Below are 20503 nucleotides of genomic sequence, written 5' to 3' on the forward strand. Positions count from 1 at the left end.
CAATGAGTACAGAGTTGTTAATAAACGTAACTCCGAGTGAAACTCGAGTTGCGATGATTGAAGCCGGTGTGCTTCAAGAGATACATGTAGAAAGAGAAGCAAGACGCGGTATTGTGGGTAATATATACAAAGGCAGAGTAAGCCGAGTATTACCGGGGATGCAAGCGGCGTTTATTGATATTGGCTTGGATAAAGCGGCATTTTTGCATGCTTCAGACATTGTGCCTCATACTGAATGCGTTTCTGAGAATGAAAAGCGTCAGTTTCAGGTGCGAGATATTTCTCAGTTAGTACATCAAGGTCAAGATTTAGTGGTTCAAGTGGTAAAAGATCCACTTGGAACAAAAGGTGCTCGTCTAACTACGGATATTACTCTTCCTTCGCGTTACTTGGTCTTTATGCCAGGAGCGAGTCATGTTGGTGTCTCTCAACGAATTGAAAGTGAAAAAGAACGTAATCGTTTAAAGAATACGGTTTCTGATTATTGCGATGAGTTTGGCGGTTTTATTATTCGTACTGCGGCAGAAGGCGCGAAAGAAGCGGAGATCTCCCAAGATGCTGCTTTTTTAAAACGTTTGTGGCATAAGGTAATTGAGCGTCGTAAAAAGAGCAAAACAAAATCAATGCTTTATGGTGAGCTTGGATTAGATCAACGTATCTTACGTGATTTTGTCGGTACAGAGTTAGATTTAATTCGTGTCGATTCAAAGCAAGCCTTTGAAAAATTAAAAGAATTTACAACTGAATTCGTTCCTGAATTAACGAAAAAATTGGAATATTACTCTGGTGATAAACCGATTTTTGATATGTATGAAACAGAGAACGAAATTCAACGCGCTTTAGATCGTAAGGTCGAGTTGAAATCTGGCGGCTATTTGATCATAGATCAAACAGAAGCGATGACAACGGTTGATATAAATACGGGGGCCTTTGTTGGGCGTCGTAATTTAGAAGAAACGATTTTCAACACGAATATTGAAGCAACTCAAGCCATTGCTCGACAGCTTCGTTTACGTAATCTTGGTGGGATCATTATCATTGATTTTATCGATATGATGAGTGAAGAACATCGTCGCCGAGTGCTGCAAGTATTAGGCGCTGCGTTAGATAAAGACCGAGTTAAAACGAACATTAATGGTTTTACCCAATTGGGTTTAGTTGAGATGACTCGTAAACGTACGCGTGAAAGTATTGAGCATGTTTTATGTGGTCAATGTCCTACGTGTGAAGGCCGCGGTGCAGTTAAAACGGTTGAGAGCGTTTGTTACGAGATTTTACGTGAAATTACTCGAGTAAATAGAGCGTACGATTCTGATAAATTTGTCGTATATGCTGCTGTTGCTGTTGCTGATGCACTTCAAGGTGAAGAATCTCATGCATTGGCAGAGCTTGAATTATTTATTGGTAAGCAAGTGAAAATCCAAGCTGAACCACTTTATATTCAAGAGCAATTTGATGTTGTTATGATGTAAGAGAATGATAAGTGACCACTAAGTTAATTCGTACTGAACGTTGCTTGATGGGATTATTGCTGCTGGTATTTTTACTGGCAGCATTAGTCATAACAAGCCTACGCCTTTTATTACCTACCTTAAATAAATACCAACCAGAAATTGAACAGTTACTTTCTCAATCTACTGGTTTCTCAATCTCAATTGGTGAAGTAAAAGGGCGCTGGCGAAATACCAATCCATCCTTGAATCTGACTAAACTAACAGCAACCGATCCAAATACTGGGGATGAAATCATCTCTGTTGGTTCTGTTGAAATTCAACTGAATATTCTTTCCTCTCTTTGGGCCCAACAGCCTCAATTTGCTGATCTTCGAATCGATAAATTAACCGCAGATTTGACCTCATTAGGTAACGATAAATCAGAAGAAAATAAATTAGAAGTTGACGATAAAAATACAGAAGACTCACTTTCTAAACGTTTAGAAGATCTCTTTTTAGTCCGATTGAACCATTTCTCGATAAAAAATTCTCACGTTACGTTCACTGCATTAAATGGCAATGAAAAAACGATCTTAATTGATTCGTTACAATGGCGAAATGAAAGCAGAAAACACCTTGCTGAAGGGGTTGTGAGTGTTTTAGGCAGCGAAATTAACCAACTGAAAGTGATCGCAAACTTTAAAGAGAAAGGGACTTTCAAAAGTTTAGATGGTGATTTTTATGTTGAAGCCCAAAATATCCAAATTACGCCATGGATAAAAGACAATATTCAGCAAGAATATGGGGTTACTGAAGGTGAGGTATCCGTTAATGCTTGGCTATCGTTTAAAAATGGACAACCCATTGATGCGTTAGTTGAAGCGGCTCCTTCTTATATTAACTGGGAAGAAGATAAAACGATCCATAAATTGAGTATCGAAAGTGGAGTGTTTGAGCTTCAACCAGAAAAAGAAGGTTGGAAAGTCATTTCATCAGGCATTCAAATTAAACATGAAGACGATGAATGGCCAGAGCTTGCTGGGAATTTTGTTTGGCAACCGTCTAAATGGATACTTAATTTAGGTCATATTGATCTTGAAAATGCGCTTGGACTCAAAACATTATTACCAGCATCTCAAGATGAAATCACGAATTTACTTGGTACTCTTAACCCTAAAGGGGATATCGATGATATTCGAGTTGAGTACGATGCGACAACGGGACTAAATTATTCGGCATCCATACATGCTGCCGGAATGAACCAGTGGGAATTACTGCCTGGTTTTCATAAATTAGATATTCTTGTTGCGGGCGATGAAACAAAAGGCAAAGCCGAGCTTTCTTTGGTTGATGATACGTTGCCTTATGGTGATGTATTTCAAGCACCTTTGAATATTGAAAATGCAAAGGTAACCGCTTATTGGAAGGTTAATGATGAAGGCTGGCGTTTATGGTCTGATTATATTGATGTATCAACTCCTGACCTTCAAGCCAAAGGTGAGTTCCGATTAGACTTCCCTAAAGATAAGCCTTCAGTGTTGTCTTTTTATGCAGAAGCTGATGCGTTTAATGCAGATCAAACTTGGCGTTATCTACCAACACTCGCATTAGGTCAAGACCTTACCGATTACCTTTCCTCTGCTGTTCAAGGAGGAAGTGCTAAGACGGTACAATTACTATGGTATGGCGAGTTAAGTGATTTTCCATATACAAAATATGACGGTATTTTTCAAATTAAAGTAGGCCTTAAAGACGCTAAGTTTTCGTTTGATACTGCTTGGCCTCCATTAACTAATTTGCAATTGGATTTGATGTTCCAAAATGCATCGATGTTCTTAAGTTCACATTCTGCAGACCTAATGGGCGTGCATGCAACCCGAGTAACTGGACAGATTGCTAACTTAGCAGAGGACGGTAAGTTAACGATTAGAGCAAGAGCGAATGGATCTGGTAAAGCGGTTCGTGAATACATGACTGCAACGCCACTGGTTGATTCTGTGGGGGCGGCACTTAATAGCATTCAAATTGATAATAGAGTGGATGCATTATTACGGTTAGATATCCCATTTAATAGTGAAGATGTTAGAGCATGGGGCTATGCCGATTTAGCGAATAATCATATTGAATTGCAATCGCCTAATATCGAACTTACGAATGCAAAAGGTCGTATTGAATTTGATAATGATGTAGTGAAAGCAAAGGGGATCAAAGCCTCTTTACTAGGACAACCGATCTCATTGTCATTTAATGGTGAAACTCAATCCGATTTTTATGGGGTGAACATTGATGTTAAAGGTAAATGGAATATTGATCCTTTAAGGGAATACATTGATTCGCCGTTAATCGATAAAGTTAAAGGTACATCAATCTGGGATACCTCGATCAATTTACAGATGGCGGATGTTGGGTTTACTTATCAAATCGGGATGGATGCGGCTCTTAACGATATTCAATCAACGCTTCCATACCCTCTTGCATTAGAGAAAGGGTCAACGGATAAAGCGGTATTACAGGTCTCGGGTAATGCTGAACGGTTATCTGGACGCTTAATTTTTCCTGATGCAAAGTACCAAGCTGAGATTAGCATTGATAAAGAAACGCCAGTGATTGATGCAAGTTATCTTATTGTTGGGCGTGGAAACTTTAAAGTCAGTCCAATTGTCGGTCACTCTGCGTCATTAAATACGAAGAACTTAGATGCGGATGCTTGGATTGAAGAGCCTATTCAAAGTAAAGAAAAACCAAGCTCTGGTTCAAAAAGTAAAGCGAGTAGTTTTCCGGTTATTCCAATGCCAACACGGATTGATACCGATATTAAATCGTTGCGTTTGGCGAGTATAGATTGGAATGATGTAAATGCTGATATTCGTAAAAAATCACAAGGTTGGTATTTTCAGGTTCAAAGCCAAGAAGTTGATGGTAAAGCAACATGGAAGAATAACGAAGCACTGGCGGTGCAACTCGATAATCTACATATTTTCATTCCCAGCTTAGATAATGTTGATAGCGAAGGAGGGCTTAATTACGCAAAAGCAAAAGATCCATTGATCTCTTCTTTTGATCGTGAATTCTTTAAATTAATGCCCAACTTAGAGTTAACAATTAAAGATACTTGGGTTCAAGGGTATAAACTGGGTAAAGTTGAAACAAAGCTGCATAAAAAGAATGATACTTTTTATTTAGATACGTTAAACATTGTCAGTGGAAAGAATAAGTTTTCAATGACTGGTGATTGGAAATTAAATAAAGAGAGCAGTAAATCGTCTTTTTCAGCAAACGCCTCGGGTGATGATAACTCTGAATTATTAGCACGCTTTGGTATTAGTACTGGCATTCAAAACGCGACTTATACAATGTCGGCTAACCTAAATTGGGATGGCGCGCCTTGGCGAATTAAGACAAATACTTTAGCGGGTGATCTTGCGTCTACCTTGGATGAAGGTGTGATTACCGACGTGAAGGGGGCTGCTCGTTTTCTTGGTTTATTTAGTATGGATTCTATTATTCGTAAAATGAAACTCGATTTTAGAGATGTTTTTGATGATGGGATGGCATTTAACTCGATAACTGGCAGTGGAGAAATGCGTAAAGGCGTCTTTGTTAGTAATAATTTAGTGATGGATGCGGTTGCTGGTGAAATGAAGATAAAAGGCAAAGCGGATTTGAATACTCGTTTAGTTGATGCAGAAGTTAACTTTACGCCGGATCTAACCTCGGGTATTCCTATTATCACGGCATTTGCGGTTGCGCCACAAACGGCTATTATTGTACTTGCGGTCGCCACCGCTATTTCACCGGTTATTGATGTTATTACTCAAGTGAACTATAAAGTGGAAGGGCCTTTAGATGCCCCTACGGTTAAAGAATTATCTCGAAGCCAAGGTGAATATAAGCTTCCTGAGTCAAATGAATAATTAATGTAAATAGAGCCAAAAATAAGGACGTTAACGATGAGTAAAGTCGGTATTATTCAAATGAATTCAGGTGCGGATCCTGAAGCAAATATGAAGCAAATATGAAGCAACTGAAACTCAATCTAAAAGGGTTACATCAACAAGGGGCTAAGCTTGCGCTAACACCTGAAAATACCCTTGTCTTTGGTCAAAAAGAAGATTATGAAAAGCACGCAGAGCCGCTAGGGAAGGGGCCTCTGCAAGAGAAGTTGGCCAAATTAGCAAAGCATTATCACTTATGGTTGATTATCGGATCATTTCCTATTCGAAATGCTGATGGATCGTTATCAAGCACTTGCCTTGTCTTTAATCATGATGGTGATCTTGTTGAGCATTACCATAAATTGCATATGTTTGATGTCGATGTAGAAGATGGGCATCAAAGCTACAGAGAATCCGATACTTTTACCGCGGGCAGTGAGATTAAAGTGGTTGATACGCCCATTGGAAAGATTGGTTTGTCTATTTGCTATGACGTAAGGTTTCCACAACTTTACAGTGAATTACGCCAACAAGGTGCAGAAATACTGATTGTTCCTGCAGCTTTCACAAAAGTTACAGGCTATGCGCATTGGGATATACTGCTACGTTCGCGAGCCATTGAGAACCAATGTTGGTTATTGGCCGCTGGACAGTGGGGAAGTCATGGTTCAGGTCGAGAGACTTGGGGGCACTCTATGGTGGTTGACCCATGGGGCAATAAAGTCGTCACTCAACGAGAGGGGACGGGGGTTATTGCTGCTGAAATAGATAAAAATCAAACGACTGCAATACGAAAAAAAATGCCCGTAGCACAACACGCAAGATTAGCTTGTAACATCCAATGAAGCTAATTGATTAAGAGTTTTATTGAGTAAAAGAGCGGTTTAACTATAAAACACGCTCTTTTTTATTCATAATTACTTTTAGATGATAAATTCTAAAAAGAGTACACCGAATGAGTTTGCAAGAAGTAGAACAATCTTTATTGAATCAAGCTGGGATCGGTCAACAAGAACTGTCTCAAACGTTAAGTAGCATTGCTAAAAGAGATGTTGATTACGCTGATATTTATTTTCAGTCATGTTGGCATGAATCTTTGGTTCTTGAAGACAGTATCATTAAAGATGGTTCGTTTAATATTGACCGTGGTGTCGGTATTCGTGCGGTTGCAGGCGAGAAAACAGGGTTTGCGTACTCAGACCAAATTAATTTAGATGCCTTGAAACAAAGTGCAAAAGCCGCTCGTGGCATTGTGCAACAAGGTGGCAGCGGTAAAGTTAATGCCTTTACGGCTCAACCTATACCTCAGTTTTATGCTCCAATGAATCCTCTTAATAGTCTTGATAAGCAAAAGAAAATCGCATTGCTTCAAGAAGTGGATGTTTATATCCGAGCAAAAGAACCGTTGATTCAAGAAGTATCCGTAAGTATTAGTGGTGTGTATGAGCAAATGCTTGTCGCTGCACTTGATGGTACTTACGCGGCTGATATCCGCCCTCTTGTTCGCCTATCAATCAGTGTGCTTGTTCAACGTGGTGATAAGCGTGAACGTGGTAGTGCTGGTGGTGGTGGTCGTTATGGCTATGATTATTTCCTTACTGAAGTCGATGGTAAATCTATCGCTCTTGAATTTGCAGATGAAGCAATTCGTCAAGCACTTGTTAATCTTGATGCAGAAGCGGCTCCTGCCGGTATGATGCCTGTCGTTTTAGGTTCAGGTTGGCCTGGTGTTTTATTGCATGAAGCGGTTGGCCATGGCTTAGAAGGTGATTTTAACCGTAAAGGCTCATCTGTCTTTTCTGGTAAGTTGGGTGATAAAGTGACGTCTTCGGTATGTACGATTGTTGATGATGGCACAATGCTTGATCGCCGAGGTTCATTGAATGTCGATGATGAAGGGGTTCCAGGTCAATATAATACATTGATTGAAAATGGCGTATTGAAAGGCTACATGCAAGATAAGTTAAATGCTCGTTTAATGGGCGTAGCACCTACAGGGAATGGCCGTCGTGAGTCATATGCTCATCTACCGATGCCACGTATGACAAATACGTATATGCTGCCCGGTGAACATACACCAGAAGAGATCATCTCTACGGTTAAAAAAGGTATTTACGCACCAAATTTCGGTGGTGGTCAGGTTGATATTACCTCTGGTAAGTTTGTATTCTCTGCATCAGAGGCGTACTTAATTGAAGATGGTAAGATTACACGTCCAGTGAAAGGGGCAACTTTAATCGGTTCTGGTATTGAAGCAATGCAACAAATATCAATGGTCGGTAATGATTTATCATTAGATCGTGGTGTTGGTGTTTGTGGTAAAGCAGGGCAAAGTGTTCCCGTTGGTGTTGGTCAGCCAACCCTAAAATTAGATGCATTAACAGTAGGTGGTACAGAGTAATCTCTGTGCGCTAATTTACGTTTATCCAAATATATAAAAAGAGCCAAGCATTAATAATGCTTGGCTCTTTTTTATTTGTCTCTTTATATCAGAAGAATTATAGATCTTTTGCTAAATATAAATCTTTTAATACTTGGAAAATTTCACGGTATGCCTTTGGTGGCTTATTCGATTCTTTTTCTTTTTTTGCTTGGCGAGCAAGTTGACGGAAGCGTTGGCGATCAGCTTCTGGGTATTTCACCATGAGATCTTCAATCACTGCATCAGGCGTTTCAATCATACGATCACGTAGGATTTCTAACTTCTGAAGAGCGATAGTTGTTTGCGAGTGCTTGTTACGCACTTTATCTAAAGCCGCTTGAATTGCTTCAGGATCTTCTAATCGCATTAGTTTGCCAATGTATTGTAATTGGCGACGTTTTGCTTCGTTTCTAAAACGTTGTGCATCAAAGATCGCTATTTGTAGGAGCTCTGATAATGGAAATTTAGCAAGAACGGCAGGTTTTAAACCAACAAGCTCTTCGCCTAATTTTTGTATGGCTTCCATGTCATTTTTCATCTCGGTTCTACTTACCCAGATGATCTCTTCTTCTTCTTCCCAAGGAGCTTTTTGATTTTTACGTGCCATGGTCTTCATTCTTTAATGGGTGATTCTCTCTATTTTAGCAAGATAAATAGATAATTGGGCGCAAATTTATCACATAGAGTGTTATTCTAGTAAAAATGTATATGTTCAGTCAGATGTTATGGATGCAAAAGCCCAAATGATGAATCAAAAAATAGAACTTGAAGCAGCAGTAGCGAAGGCTTTAGAAATGGCAACTAAGCATGCGAGTGCTGCAGAAGTTGCGATTACAAAAACGACAGGAATCAGTGTGTCAACTTTGATGGGAGAGGTTGAAAACGTTGAGTTTAATCGTGATGGCGCATTAGGTATTACGGTTTACCGTGGCCATAGAAAAGGCAGCGCATCGACATCTGATTTAAGTGACAAAGCCATTCAAGAGACGGTAGCAGCTGCGCTTGATATCGCAAATTATACGTCAGAAGACCCATTTTCAGGTCCGGCACCAAAAGAATTAATGGCGCAAAATATTCCTGATTTAGATTTGTTTCATCCTGATGATCCAGAGCCAGACTATGCCGCACAAAAGGCAATTGAAGCTGAAGAAGCCGCTTTAGCTTATCATTCATCCATTAAGCAAAGTGATGGAGCGAGCTACGATAGCCATTATGGTATTAAGGTTTATGGTAATAGTCATGGCATGTTAGCGAGCTATCCATCAAGTCGCCACAGTATTAGCTGCAGTGTCATTGGTGTTGATAAAAATGGCAACATGGAGCGAGATTACAGCTACACCGTTGCTCGCCATCGTGATGATTTATGGGATGCGAAAAAAGTAGGCTTAGACGCTGCTGAGCGAACTGTCAGCCGTTTAGATGCTCAAAAATTAAATACGATGAAAGTACCGGTTATGTTTTCAGCTGATGTTGCAACGGGCTTAATTGGGCATCTTGTGATGGCGATTAGCGGAGCAAACCTTTATCGTAAATCAACGTTTATGCTTGATAAGCTAAATGAAAAAATCTTACCAGATTGGTTTAACGTGAGTGAACGCCCACATATATTGAAAGGTCTAGCAAGCAGTCCATTTGATAGCGAAGGGCTGTATACACAAGATCGTGAAATAATCACTGATGGCGTATTAGCGACGTATTTACTAACGAGCTACGCTGCACGAAAATTGAATATGACACCAACGGGTCACGCTGGTGGTATTCATAACTGGTTTGTTAAATCAACAGGCCAAAGTTTTGATCAAATGCTCAAAACAATGGGAACGGGTCTTCTTGTTACTGAGCTTATGGGCCAAGGCGTAAATACGGTGACGGGTGATTACTCTCGTGGTGCCGCTGGTTTTTGGGTTGAGAATGGTGAGATCCAATATCCTGTGTCAGAGATTACCATTGCGGGCAACTTAGCAGAAATGTACCAAAACATTATTGCAGTCGGTAGTGATGTAGAAACACGTTCACAAATTCAAACGGGTTCAATCCTAATTGAATCGATGAAAATAGCCGGTCAGTAATACTTGAATCGTTTTATAAAAAGAATAAAAAAGCGCGCTGTCATATTATGAGAGCGCGCTTTTTAATGCGTTATTTTTATGTATTACATTAAAATAGTGGCGAGGCCTAGAAAAGCAAATAGGCCGATAATATCGGTGATGGTTGTTAGTGCCATTCCTCCCGCCAACGCCGGGTCGATATTCATTTTCTTTAGGATCAATGGAATACTTACGCCTGCAATTCCGGCAACAGTTAGGTTAACGAGCATTGCAGCAGAGATAATCGCGCCAAGCATCATGTCACTTTTCCAAACCATGACGATACCGCCAATGATAGAGGCCCATAAAATACCATTAAGAAGACCAATCCCTGCTTCTTTCATTAATAGTTCTTTCTGGTTACTGTCACCGATATGACCAACGGCTAAACCACGGATCACCAACGCAACGGTTTGATTTCCTGCAACCCCCCCCATTGAAGGAACGATGGTCATTAATACCGCAATGGAGGCCATTTGCGCTAACGTTGCTTCAAACATATTAGACACTGACGCGGCGGCTAAAGCGGCGAGTACGTTCATACCTAACCAAACACTACGACGGCGGGCCGATTTTACAACGGGTGCAAAGGTATCTTCTTCATCATCCATACCCGCCATACTCATCATTGAGTGTTCAGCATCTTCACGAATAACATCAACCACATCATCAATGGTGATTCGACCAAGGAGTAAGTGATTTTCATCCACGACAGGAGCAGAAACCCAGTTACGACGTTCAAAGAGATTTGCTACCTCACCGTCATCCGTATTTACAGGAATGGCTTCATCAGCATCACTCATGACATCACTAACTAAAGTGTCTTGTTGAGTGGTTAATAATGTCGTCAACGAAAGGTGGCCAATTAAGCGGCTTTCTTCGTCAAGTACATACAAAGCATCGGTTGATTCAGGAAGGTCGCCTTTCATGCGCAGATAACGTAAAACTACGTCGATCTCTACATCCGCTCTAATGGTGATGAAATCGGTGTTCATCATACCGCCAGCGGTATCTTCTGGATAAGATAAGGCAGTTTCAACACGGAAGCGATCTACCGTGTCCATTTGGCTTAATATTTCTCGTGAGAGGTCGTTGGGTAAGCTACGAAGGACATAAGCGACATCATCTGTCTCCATACCTTCGGTTGCTTCTGCAATACTCTCAGGATTCATTCTAGAGACGATGCCGTCTTTTACATCTTCAGACAGCTCATCGAGGATCTCGCCATAATCTTCAGGATCGGTCAGTTGCCATAATACGTTACGGCTCTTCCTCGGTGAAGCTTCTAATAAATGGGCAATATCCTCGGGTTCCATGTCTTGTAATAAACGACGAACATGGACAAACATCCCACTATCAAGTGCATTAGATACTTCTTGAAGAGTTTGATGGGTTTGATCGAAATCTTGTAGCTCTTGCATACTCTCCCCCATGGATTCCAATAATATTAATTACTTGCACATTCTTGCTGGTTAAATCACGTAATAACAACGTAGACATAGTGTAACTAGGATAAATAGTTACCAAACAACACTGTCTTGCTTTTAGGTGGTTTCCCTGCGTAATAAATAGATCATTGAATTAAGGCTATTGGATAAGACCGATTGTTAACTCGAATTATGAGTATAGACAATCTAGATTAGATAATGGGCTGAATAGTAACGCAATTTAGAGGGGACGATAAGTGAATTATGTGAGGATTAGGTCAAACTGTTGATGGTATTGGTATTATCTACTCATCTTCATCAAAGCCGGCTTCAATTAGTTCGCAAATAGCGTTAAGCGCTTGTACTGCATCGGGTCCATCCGCTGAGACATCAACATATTGACCTTGAGCTGAATCTAGCATTAGAAGTCCCATTACGCCATCTGCTGTTGCCTGTAAGTTCTCATCATTTGTGATCGTAATGGTTGCCTTAAAACTTTGTGCCATTTCCACTAATTTAATGGCTGCACGCGCATGTAATCCGAGGCGGTTTTTAATGAGGAGGTGACGTGATGAGATAGGCATGCTTAATGTCTCTCTAAGGTTTTATGTCGTATTTGAACTTGCTGGCCTTGCTGTTTGAAATACTCACCAAGTTGTTGAGTAATGTAAACGGAGCGATGTTGTCCACCAGTACAACCAATTGCGACGGTTAAATAGCTGCGATTATTCTTTTCTAAAGCGGGTAACCAAGTCATTAAAAAGTGTTGTATTTGCTCTTTTAATTGAATGACTTCCGCGTGCTTTTCTAAGTAATCTGCAACGGGCTTATCTAACCCTGTCATTGGTCGTAATGTCGGTTCCCAATGTGGGTTCGGTAAGAAGCGGACGTCAAATACATAGTCTGCATCGGTAGGTAAGCCGTGTTTAAAACCAAATGATTCAAAGACCATCACCAATTCTTTTGATTCTCGACCAAGAATACGAGAACGGAGTGTTTCACTTAAATCATGAATGGATTTACTTGTCGTATCTAATACGAGATCAGCGTCTTCTTTAAAATGGCAAAGAATACTCTTTTCTAGTTCAACGGCTTGTTCTAATGAACATTGCTCACCAATGAGAGAAAGGGGGTGCAAACGGCGAGTTTCGCTGTAACGTTTAATTAGCTCTTTATCTTCAGCATCTAAGAAAATAACGGTGACATCATGGGATTTTTTGAGTTCAGTTAAGGTGTTTTTTAATAATGAAGGGTCTTTAGGTAAGTTTCTGATATCCACACTTACTGCAACATTTTGACTACTGTGCTGGATAGATTCAACAAATTGAGCAAGAAGATCAACGGGTAGATTATCAACGCAATAATAACCTAAATCTTCTAACACTCGCAGGGCAACCGATTTACCGGCGCCTGAATTACCACTAACGACCATTAGCTTCATGTTTATAACCTTAACTTTTTAATCTATTCAGATGTGAAAATTTGATACAACTCTTGATCGCTTTCAGCATGACGAAGCTGACGTAAGATCTGTTTGTCATTGAGTTTTTCAGCCACACTAGACAGTGTTTTGAGGTGTAATTTGCATTGTTCATCAGGAACAAGTAAAGCAAAAAGAACATCAACAGGACGATTATCAATAGAATCAAACTCTATAGGTTCTTGGCATTGGATTAATACCGCTACCGCAGTATCACAATTATGAAGTCGACCGTGGGGGATAGCAATGCCATTGCCGATGCCTGTACTTCCCATTTTTTCACGATTTAATAAGCTTTCAAAAAGCGCTTGTGGATTTTGACCCAGTTGAGGTGCTGCAATTTCACTGATCAATTCTAGTGCGCGTTTCTTGCTAGTACACTGGACTGCACTTTTGGTGCAATCCAATGAAAGAATGGTGCTTAGCTGCATGTTAATGACTACTTAATTTTTCTTTATGTTTATTGAGTTGGCGAATAAGTTTATCCACCAAGCCATCAATCGCGGCATACATATCTTCTGAATCAGAATGAGCGTGTATGTCCCCTTGGTTTACATGAAGTGTTGCTTCAGCGACATGGTGAACTTTTTCCAGCTTTAATACAACGTGTACATTATGAATATGTTCAAAAAAACGTTCTAATTTTTGGAATTTAGTATCTACGTACTCACGAAGGCTATCGGTTAGTTCGACGTTTTGACCTGTGATGTTTATTTGCATAACACTTCCTTTCTGTTAATTAAAGTAAACGCTTACGCTGATTTGATGGGGCAATACCCAGTGATTCACGATATTTAGCAATGGTTCGTCGTGCCACTTGTATGCCTTGTTCAGCCAGTAAGGTCGCAATTTTACTGTCACTTAGTGGCTTGGCTTGATTCTCTGCTGCCACTAATTTTTTCACTAGTGCCCGGATTGCCGTCGATGAGCATTCACCGCCGCTGTCCGTACTAACATGACTAGAGAAGAAATATTTCAATTCAAAAATACCACGAGGGGTATGCATGAATTTTTGTGTTGTTACGCGCGATATGGTGGATTCGTGCATTTCAACGTCTAAAGCGATGTCATTCAATACCATTGGTTTCATCGCTTCTTCACCATACTCGAAGAAATCTTGTTGATGTTCAACTATACAGCGTGCAACTTTGAGCAGAGTCTCGTTTCTGCTCTCTAAGCTTTTAATTAACCATTTTGCTTCTTGCAAATTCGTACGAATAAATTGTCCATCAGGACTGTTGCCTAAGCCTTTTCCTAATGCCGCATATTCTGCATTTACTTTTAAGCGAGGGACACTGTCTGGGTTTATAGTGACGACCCATTTTCCATTATGCTTAAAGACAGAAACATCAGGAATAACATACTCAGTATCAGTATCGATGACTCGGTTGCCTGGGCGAGGGTCCAATTGATGGATAAGCATCATCACTTGTTTTAAATCGTACTCTTTTAGCTTAGTCTCTTTTGCTAACTGTCGGTAGTCACGATTACCTAATAAATTAATATGCTTTGTTAAGATTAATTGAGTTTCTGGTAGCCAAGGGGTATCTACTGGATAGGTCGCTAATTGGATCATTAAACATTCAGCGAGATCTCGAGAAGCGACGCCGAGAGGGTCAAAATGTTGAATACGTTTGAGAACGGCTTCAACTTCATCGAGCTCGACTTCTTCATTTCCAATGCTTTCGAGTACGTCATCTAAACTAATGGTTAGATAACCATATTCATCTAATGACTCAATAATGGTGGTGGCGATAGCGCGATCGACTTCCGTAAATGGAGTTAGTTCTGCTTGCCACATTAAATAATCTTGCAAACTTTCGGTGGTTTCACCTTGGTATAATGGGGTGTCATCATCAATCGCTAATCCAGTACTGCCACTGTTTGCACTGTAAACATCATCCCAACTAGCATCCATCTCTAATTCTTCAGAAATATTATTGCTATCAATGACATCACTGCTGTCAGTGACAGAGGGTTCTTGTTCTGCTGTGGCGGTTTCTTTTTCTGGTGTAGGTTCAGGAGACAGTAAACTTTCAGGCGTGCTTAATTGCTCTTCTTCGACATCAAGAAGAGGGTTAGAGTCGAGAGCTTCTTGAATCTCTTGCTGCAGGTCAAGTGTCGATAATTGCAATAATCGAATGGCTTGCTGCAACTGAGGAGTCATTGCAAGCTGTTGGCCCATTTTTAGCTGAAGAGATGCTTTCATTATTTAGCGATACCTTTATTAATCCATTACAACTTAAATTGATCACCAAGATAAACGCGTTTTACATGTTCATCATTTAATACGTGTTCGGGGGTACCATTTGCAATCATATGACCTTGGCTTACGATATAAGCGTGTTCACACACATCGAGAGTTTCACGAACGTTGTGGTCTGTAATTAACACACCTAACCCTCGGTCTCTTAAATGTTGAATGATTTTTTTGATGTCGATTACAGAAATAGGATCAACACCGGCAAAAGGTTCATCAAGTAAAATGAACTTTGGGTTTGCGGCTAATGCACGAGCGATCTCAACTCGACGACGTTCGCCACCAGAAAGAGCCATGCCGTTACTGTTGCGAATGTGCTGAATATTAAATTCATCCAATAACTCTTCAAGTTTATCTAAGCGTTCTGCTTTAGATAAATCTTTGCGAGTTTGAAGCACTGCCATGATGTTATCGAATACGGACAGTTTTCTAAAAATAGACGCTTCTTGAGGTAAATAGCCAATGCCCATTTTTGAACGGTTATGCATTGGTTGAAGTGAAATATCGACACCATCAATAGTGATAGAGCCTTCATCGCGAGACACTAAACCAACAATCATATAGAAAGACGTTGTTTTACCCGCGCCGTTAGGGCCAAGAAGGCCAACAATTTTCCCTGACTCAACCGTTAGGCTTACATCAGATACGACTTTACGGCTGCCGTATGTTTTTGCGAGGTTTTTTGCTTCTAATATGGCCATAATTATTGTTTTTTATTCAATTGACTAGGTTGGAGAATAGTAGTGACTCGTTCGTCTTTACCACCATCCGCAATTAACTTTTGTGTCTTCATATTATAGGTAATCACTTTACCCTGAATAACACTGTCGTCTTGGGTTAGTTCAGCATTGTCCGTCATTGTTAGAAATTCATTTTCTAGCTCATAACGCAATTTATTTGCTTTCCCTCTCAGTGTTTTACCGTCATCGGTTAATTGACTAAAACGAGCTGGCTTTCCGTACGCTTCAAGAATTTCTCTGCCTTCTTGGCCTTGAGGACGTATAACAATAAGTTTATCTGCAAATATCTTAATGCTGCCTTGTTTTAAAGTAACATCACCGTTGAAGGTCACTCTGTTACTTTGCATATCAAAGTTTTGAGTGTCTGAATTAATATGAATCGGTTGTTCTGTATCGGTGCTTAATGCCCAACTTGAAGAACTGAATAATAAACCGGCAAGTAGACTAACGTGTGAAAGCTTCATAGATACCTTGTACATTCTCTAATAGGGTCGTTTGTTGGCTAGTGAAATTACCTTTCATTCCTACACCAGTAGTTTCGAAAGTTGGGCCAACCAGATTGACGACATCATCTGTCATAAAATCTTTTGTTGTAAGTTCGATCGTCATGCTGTCAGTTGTCATGGTGTCAAAGGCAGCTTCAGGTAACAGATTTTTGATAATAACGTTTCCTGTTAAATAGAGGGTATGATCTTTATTTAGGACACCAACATCCGAAATTATTTCCCACTCTTTTACTTTGCCCTCTTTAAATACAAATAAATGAGGAATGGTAAAATTGGTGTTACCTGTTTGAGCAAAGCGAGCAAGTGCTTTTGCGTTTATTTGGTAGTTGCGAACGCCATTTTCATCATAGTTATTATTACTGACGTTTTTACCTGTAAAAACAGGTGTTTGTAGATCAGGGATTACTTGTTGTTCGCTTTTTGCGTATTCATAATACAAGTAATAGCCTGACCAACTTGCGATCAATAACAATAAGGTCATAAAAAGGTGTTTTAGGGTCATATACTTAAGCCTTTATGTTGCTCTAATTCCCCTTTTGCTTCCAAGATAAGGTCGCTTACTTCACGAACCGCACCGTGACCGCCTTTAATGGTGGTCACATAGTTTGCACGTTTAACCAGTAGGGGATGACCATCGGCAACGCAGACTTTAAGTGCCACCTTTTCCATTACAGGCCAATCGATCAGATCATCACCGATGTAACCCGTATGTTCAGGTGCTATGTTGAGTTTAGTTAAAATATCTTCATATGCTTGTAATTTATTGTCTTGGCCTTGGTAGATAAGTGAAATACCAAGTGCTCTCATTCTATTTTCTACAATTTGAGAGTTGCGTCCTGTAATAATTGCAACTTCAACACCCGCAGACATTAATGATTTAACACCATACCCATCGCGAGTATGAAAGGTTTTTAATTCTTCACCGTCATTGCCCATATAAACAAGGCCGTCAGAAAAGACACCATCAACATCACAAATGAGCAGTTTTATTGTTTTAGCGATAGAGAGGATTGATTCTTCCACTTCACCATAAAGGGTTTCGATCATGGTTGGCATTACATTACTCCTGCTTTTAGAAGATCATGCATATTCAATGCGCCGACTAAGCGATTGTTTTCATCGCATAGCAATAAGCCATTAATTTTTTTATCTTGCATTAGGTTTAGCCCTTCAACAGCCAATAAATTAGGGCTTGCAACTGAAGGAGTATGAGCCATGACTTCACCAATGGTTTGTGTGTGAATATCAATGCGGTTATCCAGAAGACGACGTAAATCACCATCGGTAAAGATACCAATGACTTTTTGGTCTTCATCAACGATAGCGGTCATACCGAGGCCTTTTTCTGAGACTTCTAATAAGGCTGTTTTAATTAATGCGTCTGACGTTACCATTGGTAATTCATCGTCTGTATGCATGATATCTGCAAGATGAAGTAATAGCTTACGACCAAGAGCACCACCAGGGTGAGATAGTGCAAAGTCATCAGAGGTGAATCCACGAGCTTCTAAAAGAGCCATTGCTAATGCATCCCCCATGACTAGCGTTGCTGTTGTGCTAGATGTTGGAGCCAAAGCAAGCGGGCATGCTTCTTGTGGAACGGTGATGAGTAGATTTACATCTGCCACGTTTGCCATGCTTGAGCTTGATTTGCTTGTCATGGTAATTAACGTAATACCTTGGCGTTTAATGACAGGCAGAAGCGCTAATATTTCGGCCGCTTCTCCTGAGTTTGATATAGCCAAAATGACATCCCCTTTTTCTATCATGCCTAAATCGCCATGACTTGCTTCGCCTGGATGCACAAAGAAAGAGGGAGTACCGGTACTTGCCAATGTAGCTGCTATCTTTTTGCCTATGTGTCCCGATTTCCCCATTCCCATTATAACGACTTTACGTTTGCATTCCAGCATTAATTGACATGCTTTAGTAAAATCATCATTGATGTAATTGTTCAGTTGGGTAAGTGCATCAATTTCAATTTGAAGAACATTCTTTCCTGCTTTGCAGAAATCAAACTGAGTTGCCATCGGGTTACCACCTTTATTTTGGTTATAGCAGATGTATGGTTTAGATGAATAGCGTATACAATTATTATGCCATATACCAGAGGTAGTTCAAGGCTGCGGAGGTAGTTATAAGGAGGGGGAGGTAAAAAATAGATAGGTAGCTAATTAATAAAGTGTTTTTTATTAACTAACCTACCTATTTTTCTATTAAACGGGGTAGATGATTACATCGTGTAGAAAAGGAATCCTTGATATATAAGGAAACACGTCACTAAAATACCACCTTCAATACGGTTAATGCTGCGACTTTTACCCAACGCCATAATAAGAAGTAAAACAGAAACGCCTAACATTACGTAGAAGTCACGGCTCATAATATATTCACTGATACTTGATGGGTGTAGAAGTGCAGGGATCCCCATAACGGCAAGAATATTGAATACGTTAGAACCAATAATATTACCAACAGCCATGTCATCTTCGCCTTTCAATACACCCGCAACAGATGCGGCAAGTTCAGGAAGACTTGTTCCGATAGCAATAATTGTTAAACCAATAACTAAATCACTCATACCAAAATGTTTTGCAATAATAACCGCGTTATCAATCAGCATATTTGCGCCTAATGGTAACAGTGCAAGGCCAACTACCACCCAGAAAATTGCTTTTCCGTTAGGAACACCATCAGGGATCTCTGATTCTTGTTCATTAAGTAGCGTGTCACCATTGGGTTGTTCTTTTCGGCTGATATATAACATCGCAAGAATAAAAGCGATGAAAAGAGCAACAAGTAAAATGCCTTCATTAAATCCTAGGTAGTTATCATACATGATGCCACCAGCCAGCAATGTTACGATCAACATCAGAGGTAGTTCACGGCGAATGATGCCAGAGCTAATGGCTAGTGGTTTAATTAAGGCAGTAATACCTAAAATTAATGCGATGTTAGCGATGTTAGAGCCAATGACATTACCAACAGCGGTATCTGTTTTTCCATCTAAGGCGGCAGCAGCAGAAACCATCATTTCTGGGGCAGATGAACCCATCGCTAATATAGTCATACCAATGACAAGGGGAGAGATACCATAGTTCTTCGCTAATGCGGCAGAACCAAATACCAATTTATCGGCGCCCCAAACAAGTAAAGAGAGTCCTACGACAAGAAGTAGAGATGGCATAAGCAGCTCTGTCATTGTATTAATTTCCTTTTGTAATGATGATTATTATAGTTAACCCCTAATTTTGACGTTTATATGACAAAAAAGAAAGGAAAAAGGTTGTCTTTAAATGATGGTTTCTAAGTTAGAGGAAAAAATCATAGAGACTATAACCAGTTCACGTATACTTCATTAATACGTAGAATGAATGGTTTTAAATGAATAAGTGGTGATATGGATACACAACCCATTTTAGTAAAAGTAGATAACTTAACCTTTAGACGAGGAAATCGAGTTATTTTTGATGATATTAGTTTGTTTGTTCCAAAAGGCAAAATAACCGCAATTATGGGGCCTTCTGGAATAGGTAAAACAACGTTGTTGCGCTTGATTGGCGGACAGATTTTACCCGAATCAGGCGATATACATTTTGAAGGGTGGAATATTCCTAAGTTGGGACGAAAAGCCCTGTATTTAGCCCGAAAAAAAATGGGGATGCTGTTTCAATCTGGGGCTCTATTTACCGACATGAATGTGTTTGATAATGTGGCTTTTCCATTGCGTGAGCATACTCAATTATCAGAAGAGTTTATTCGAACATTGGTGTTATTGAAGTTAGAAGCCGTGGGTTTACGTGGTGCTTCAGAATTAATGCCAAGCGAATTGTCTGGTGGTATGGCACGTCGTGCTGCATTGGCGCGAGCCATCGCGTTAGATCCTGATTTGATCATGTACGATGAACCCTTTGTTGGGCAAGATCCCATCACTATGGGGGTTTTGGTTGAGCTAATTCGTAATTTGAATGACGCATTAGGGTTAACTTCGGTTGTTGTTTCTCATGATGTTCCTGAAGTCATGAGTATTGCTGATCATGTCTATTTATTGGCTAACGGTAAAATTATTGCTCAAGGTTCTCCTTTCGAGCTAGAAAACAATCCAGACCCTCAAGTACGACAATTTTTAGATGGCCGCTCTGACGGACCCGTTCCTTTTCGCTTTCCGTCGAAACCATTAGTTGAGGAGTTATTTCCTGGTGAGTAATTTCTC

General features: G+C 40.1%; 18 protein-coding genes and 1 pseudogene. 6 read left to right on the forward strand and 13 right to left on the reverse strand.

The features are described 5' to 3' along the window. Nucleotides 1-2 precede the first annotated feature (2 nt). The 4 genes and pseudogenes from rng (at nt 3) to tldD (ending at nt 7769) form a co-directional block, all read left to right on the forward strand. Nucleotides 3-1472 carry a ribonuclease G gene (gene rng, locus VSAL_RS02765; protein ID WP_012549299.1) on the forward strand — a complete coding sequence of 490 codons (1470 nt, stop codon included), beginning with the start codon at nt 3-5 and terminating at the stop codon, nt 1470-1472. A gap of 11 nt (nt 1473-1483) precedes the next feature. Beyond that, nucleotides 1484-5347 carry a YhdP family protein gene (locus VSAL_RS02770; RefSeq protein ID WP_012549300.1) on the forward strand — a complete coding sequence of 1288 codons (3864 nt, stop codon included), beginning with the start codon at nt 1484-1486 and terminating at the stop codon, nt 5345-5347. A gap of 36 nt (nt 5348-5383) precedes the next feature. Further along, nucleotides 5384-6213, forward strand: a pseudogene (locus tag VSAL_RS02775) (carbon-nitrogen hydrolase family protein). Nucleotides 6214-6323: 110 nt separating this feature from the next. Beyond that, a complete protein-coding gene (gene tldD, locus VSAL_RS02780; protein ID WP_012549302.1) occupies nt 6324-7769 on the forward strand; it encodes a metalloprotease TldD in 1446 nt (481 codons plus the stop codon). Nucleotides 7770-7866: 97 nt separating this feature from the next. Here the strand turns inward: tldD and yjgA are convergent, their stop codons facing one another. Next, nucleotides 7867-8397, reverse strand: a complete 531-nt coding sequence (gene yjgA, locus VSAL_RS02785) for a ribosome biogenesis factor YjgA (RefSeq protein WP_023604070.1) — start codon at nt 8395-8397, stop codon at nt 7867-7869. A 118-nt stretch (nt 8398-8515) separates the two neighbouring features. Between yjgA and pmbA the strand changes: the two genes are divergently transcribed. After that, nucleotides 8516-9859: a metalloprotease PmbA gene (gene pmbA, locus VSAL_RS02790; protein WP_012549304.1), complete on the forward strand. Its 1344-nt coding sequence runs from the start codon at nt 8516-8518 to the stop codon at nt 9857-9859. A gap of 83 nt (nt 9860-9942) precedes the next feature. Here the strand turns inward: pmbA and mgtE are convergent, their stop codons facing one another. From mgtE to VSAL_RS02850, 12 genes are all read right to left on the reverse strand, one after another. Then, nucleotides 9943-11298 (reverse strand): magnesium transporter, encoded by a 1356-nt coding sequence (mgtE, locus tag VSAL_RS02795; protein ID WP_012549305.1) that lies wholly within the window; start codon nt 11296-11298, stop codon nt 9943-9945. A gap of 311 nt (nt 11299-11609) precedes the next feature. Further along, nucleotides 11610-11888, reverse strand: a complete 279-nt coding sequence (locus VSAL_RS02800) for an HPr family phosphocarrier protein (RefSeq protein WP_012549306.1) — start codon at nt 11886-11888, stop codon at nt 11610-11612. A gap of 2 nt (nt 11889-11890) precedes the next feature. Beyond that, on the reverse strand, nt 11891-12745 hold the full coding sequence (gene rapZ, locus VSAL_RS02805) for an RNase adapter RapZ (RefSeq protein ID WP_012549307.1): 855 nt from the start codon (nt 12743-12745) through the stop codon (nt 11891-11893). A gap of 23 nt (nt 12746-12768) precedes the next feature. After that, a complete protein-coding gene (gene ptsN / locus VSAL_RS02810) occupies nt 12769-13215 on the reverse strand; it encodes a PTS IIA-like nitrogen regulatory protein PtsN (protein ID WP_012549308.1) in 447 nt (148 codons plus the stop codon). Nucleotide 13216: 1 nt separating this feature from the next. Continuing rightward, nucleotides 13217-13504 carry a ribosome hibernation promoting factor gene (gene hpf / locus VSAL_RS02815; RefSeq protein ID WP_012549309.1) on the reverse strand — a complete coding sequence of 96 codons (288 nt, stop codon included), beginning with the start codon at nt 13502-13504 and terminating at the stop codon, nt 13217-13219. A gap of 19 nt (nt 13505-13523) precedes the next feature. Then, a complete protein-coding gene (locus tag VSAL_RS02820; RefSeq protein WP_012549310.1) occupies nt 13524-14993 on the reverse strand; it encodes an RNA polymerase factor sigma-54 in 1470 nt (489 codons plus the stop codon). A 26-nt stretch (nt 14994-15019) separates the two neighbouring features. Beyond that, the gene (gene lptB, locus VSAL_RS02825; RefSeq protein WP_012549311.1) at nt 15020-15745 is read right to left on the reverse strand and encodes an LPS export ABC transporter ATP-binding protein; all 726 of its coding nucleotides are present in this window, start codon (nt 15743-15745) and stop codon (nt 15020-15022) included. Nucleotides 15746-15747: 2 nt separating this feature from the next. Then, complete coding sequence (gene lptA, locus VSAL_RS02830) at nt 15748-16248, reverse strand: lipopolysaccharide transport periplasmic protein LptA (protein ID WP_012549312.1); 501 nt, start codon at nt 16246-16248, stop codon at nt 15748-15750. Further along, the gene (lptC, locus tag VSAL_RS02835) at nt 16229-16792 is read right to left on the reverse strand and encodes an LPS export ABC transporter periplasmic protein LptC (protein WP_012549313.1); all 564 of its coding nucleotides are present in this window, start codon (nt 16790-16792) and stop codon (nt 16229-16231) included. The genes lptA and lptC overlap by 20 nt, the downstream gene beginning before the upstream one ends. Beyond that, nucleotides 16789-17346 (reverse strand): 3-deoxy-manno-octulosonate-8-phosphatase KdsC, encoded by a 558-nt coding sequence (gene kdsC / locus VSAL_RS02840; RefSeq protein ID WP_012549314.1) that lies wholly within the window; start codon nt 17344-17346, stop codon nt 16789-16791. The genes lptC and kdsC overlap by 4 nt, the downstream gene beginning before the upstream one ends. Then, nucleotides 17346-18320 carry a KpsF/GutQ family sugar-phosphate isomerase gene (locus VSAL_RS02845; RefSeq protein ID WP_012549315.1) on the reverse strand — a complete coding sequence of 325 codons (975 nt, stop codon included), beginning with the start codon at nt 18318-18320 and terminating at the stop codon, nt 17346-17348. The genes kdsC and VSAL_RS02845 overlap by 1 nt, the downstream gene beginning before the upstream one ends. Before the next feature lie 203 nt (nt 18321-18523). Continuing rightward, nucleotides 18524-19492, reverse strand: coding sequence for a calcium/sodium antiporter (locus tag VSAL_RS02850; RefSeq protein WP_012549316.1), 969 nt, complete (start codon nt 19490-19492; stop codon nt 18524-18526). Between the two features lie 198 nt (nt 19493-19690). On the opposite strand from VSAL_RS02850, the gene mlaF reads away from it, so the two are divergent. Continuing rightward, nucleotides 19691-20497 (forward strand): phospholipid ABC transporter ATP-binding protein MlaF, encoded by an 807-nt coding sequence (gene mlaF, locus VSAL_RS02855; RefSeq protein ID WP_012549317.1) that lies wholly within the window; start codon nt 19691-19693, stop codon nt 20495-20497. The last annotated feature ends 6 nt before the right edge of the window (nt 20498-20503 follow it).

Source organism: Aliivibrio salmonicida LFI1238 (assembly GCF_000196495.1).
Lineage (GTDB): Bacteria > Pseudomonadota > Gammaproteobacteria > Enterobacterales > Vibrionaceae > Aliivibrio > Aliivibrio salmonicida.

What these genes read in the sequence shown, in the direction of transcription:
- lptC (WP_012549313.1), bottom strand. Translation starts at nt 16,792, where the DNA reads ATGACCCTAAAACACCTTTTTATGACCTTATTGTTATTGATCGCAAGT.
- mlaF (WP_012549317.1), top strand. Translation starts at nt 19,691, where the DNA reads ATGGATACACAACCCATTTTAGTAAAAGTAGATAACTTAACCTTTAGA.
- yjgA (WP_023604070.1), bottom strand. Translation starts at nt 8,397, where the DNA reads ATGGCACGTAAAAATCAAAAAGCTCCTTGGGAAGAAGAAGAAGAGATC.
- VSAL_RS02820 (WP_012549310.1), bottom strand. Translation starts at nt 14,993, where the DNA reads ATGAAAGCATCTCTTCAGCTAAAAATGGGCCAACAGCTTGCAATGACT.
- VSAL_RS02845 (WP_012549315.1), bottom strand. Translation starts at nt 18,320, where the DNA reads ATGGCAACTCAGTTTGATTTCTGCAAAGCAGGAAAGAATGTTCTTCAA.
- kdsC (WP_012549314.1), bottom strand. Translation starts at nt 17,346, where the DNA reads ATGCCAACCATGATCGAAACCCTTTATGGTGAAGTGGAAGAATCAATC.
- VSAL_RS02800 (WP_012549306.1), bottom strand. Translation starts at nt 11,888, where the DNA reads ATGCCTATCTCATCACGTCACCTCCTCATTAAAAACCGCCTCGGATTA.
- ptsN (WP_012549308.1), bottom strand. Translation starts at nt 13,215, where the DNA reads ATGCAGCTAAGCACCATTCTTTCATTGGATTGCACCAAAAGTGCAGTC.
- mgtE (WP_012549305.1), bottom strand. Translation starts at nt 11,298, where the DNA reads ATGCAAGAGCTACAAGATTTCGATCAAACCCATCAAACTCTTCAAGAA.
- lptA (WP_012549312.1), bottom strand. Translation starts at nt 16,248, where the DNA reads ATGAAGCTTTCACACGTTAGTCTACTTGCCGGTTTATTATTCAGTTCT.
- hpf (WP_012549309.1), bottom strand. Translation starts at nt 13,504, where the DNA reads ATGCAAATAAACATCACAGGTCAAAACGTCGAACTAACCGATAGCCTT.
- pmbA (WP_012549304.1), top strand. Translation starts at nt 8,516, where the DNA reads ATGGATGCAAAAGCCCAAATGATGAATCAAAAAATAGAACTTGAAGCA.
- rng (WP_012549299.1), top strand. Translation starts at nt 3, where the DNA reads ATGAGTACAGAGTTGTTAATAAACGTAACTCCGAGTGAAACTCGAGTT.
- tldD (WP_012549302.1), top strand. Translation starts at nt 6,324, where the DNA reads ATGAGTTTGCAAGAAGTAGAACAATCTTTATTGAATCAAGCTGGGATC.
- VSAL_RS02850 (WP_012549316.1), bottom strand. Translation starts at nt 19,492, where the DNA reads ATGACAGAGCTGCTTATGCCATCTCTACTTCTTGTCGTAGGACTCTCT.
- rapZ (WP_012549307.1), bottom strand. Translation starts at nt 12,745, where the DNA reads ATGAAGCTAATGGTCGTTAGTGGTAATTCAGGCGCCGGTAAATCGGTT.
- lptB (WP_012549311.1), bottom strand. Translation starts at nt 15,745, where the DNA reads ATGGCCATATTAGAAGCAAAAAACCTCGCAAAAACATACGGCAGCCGT.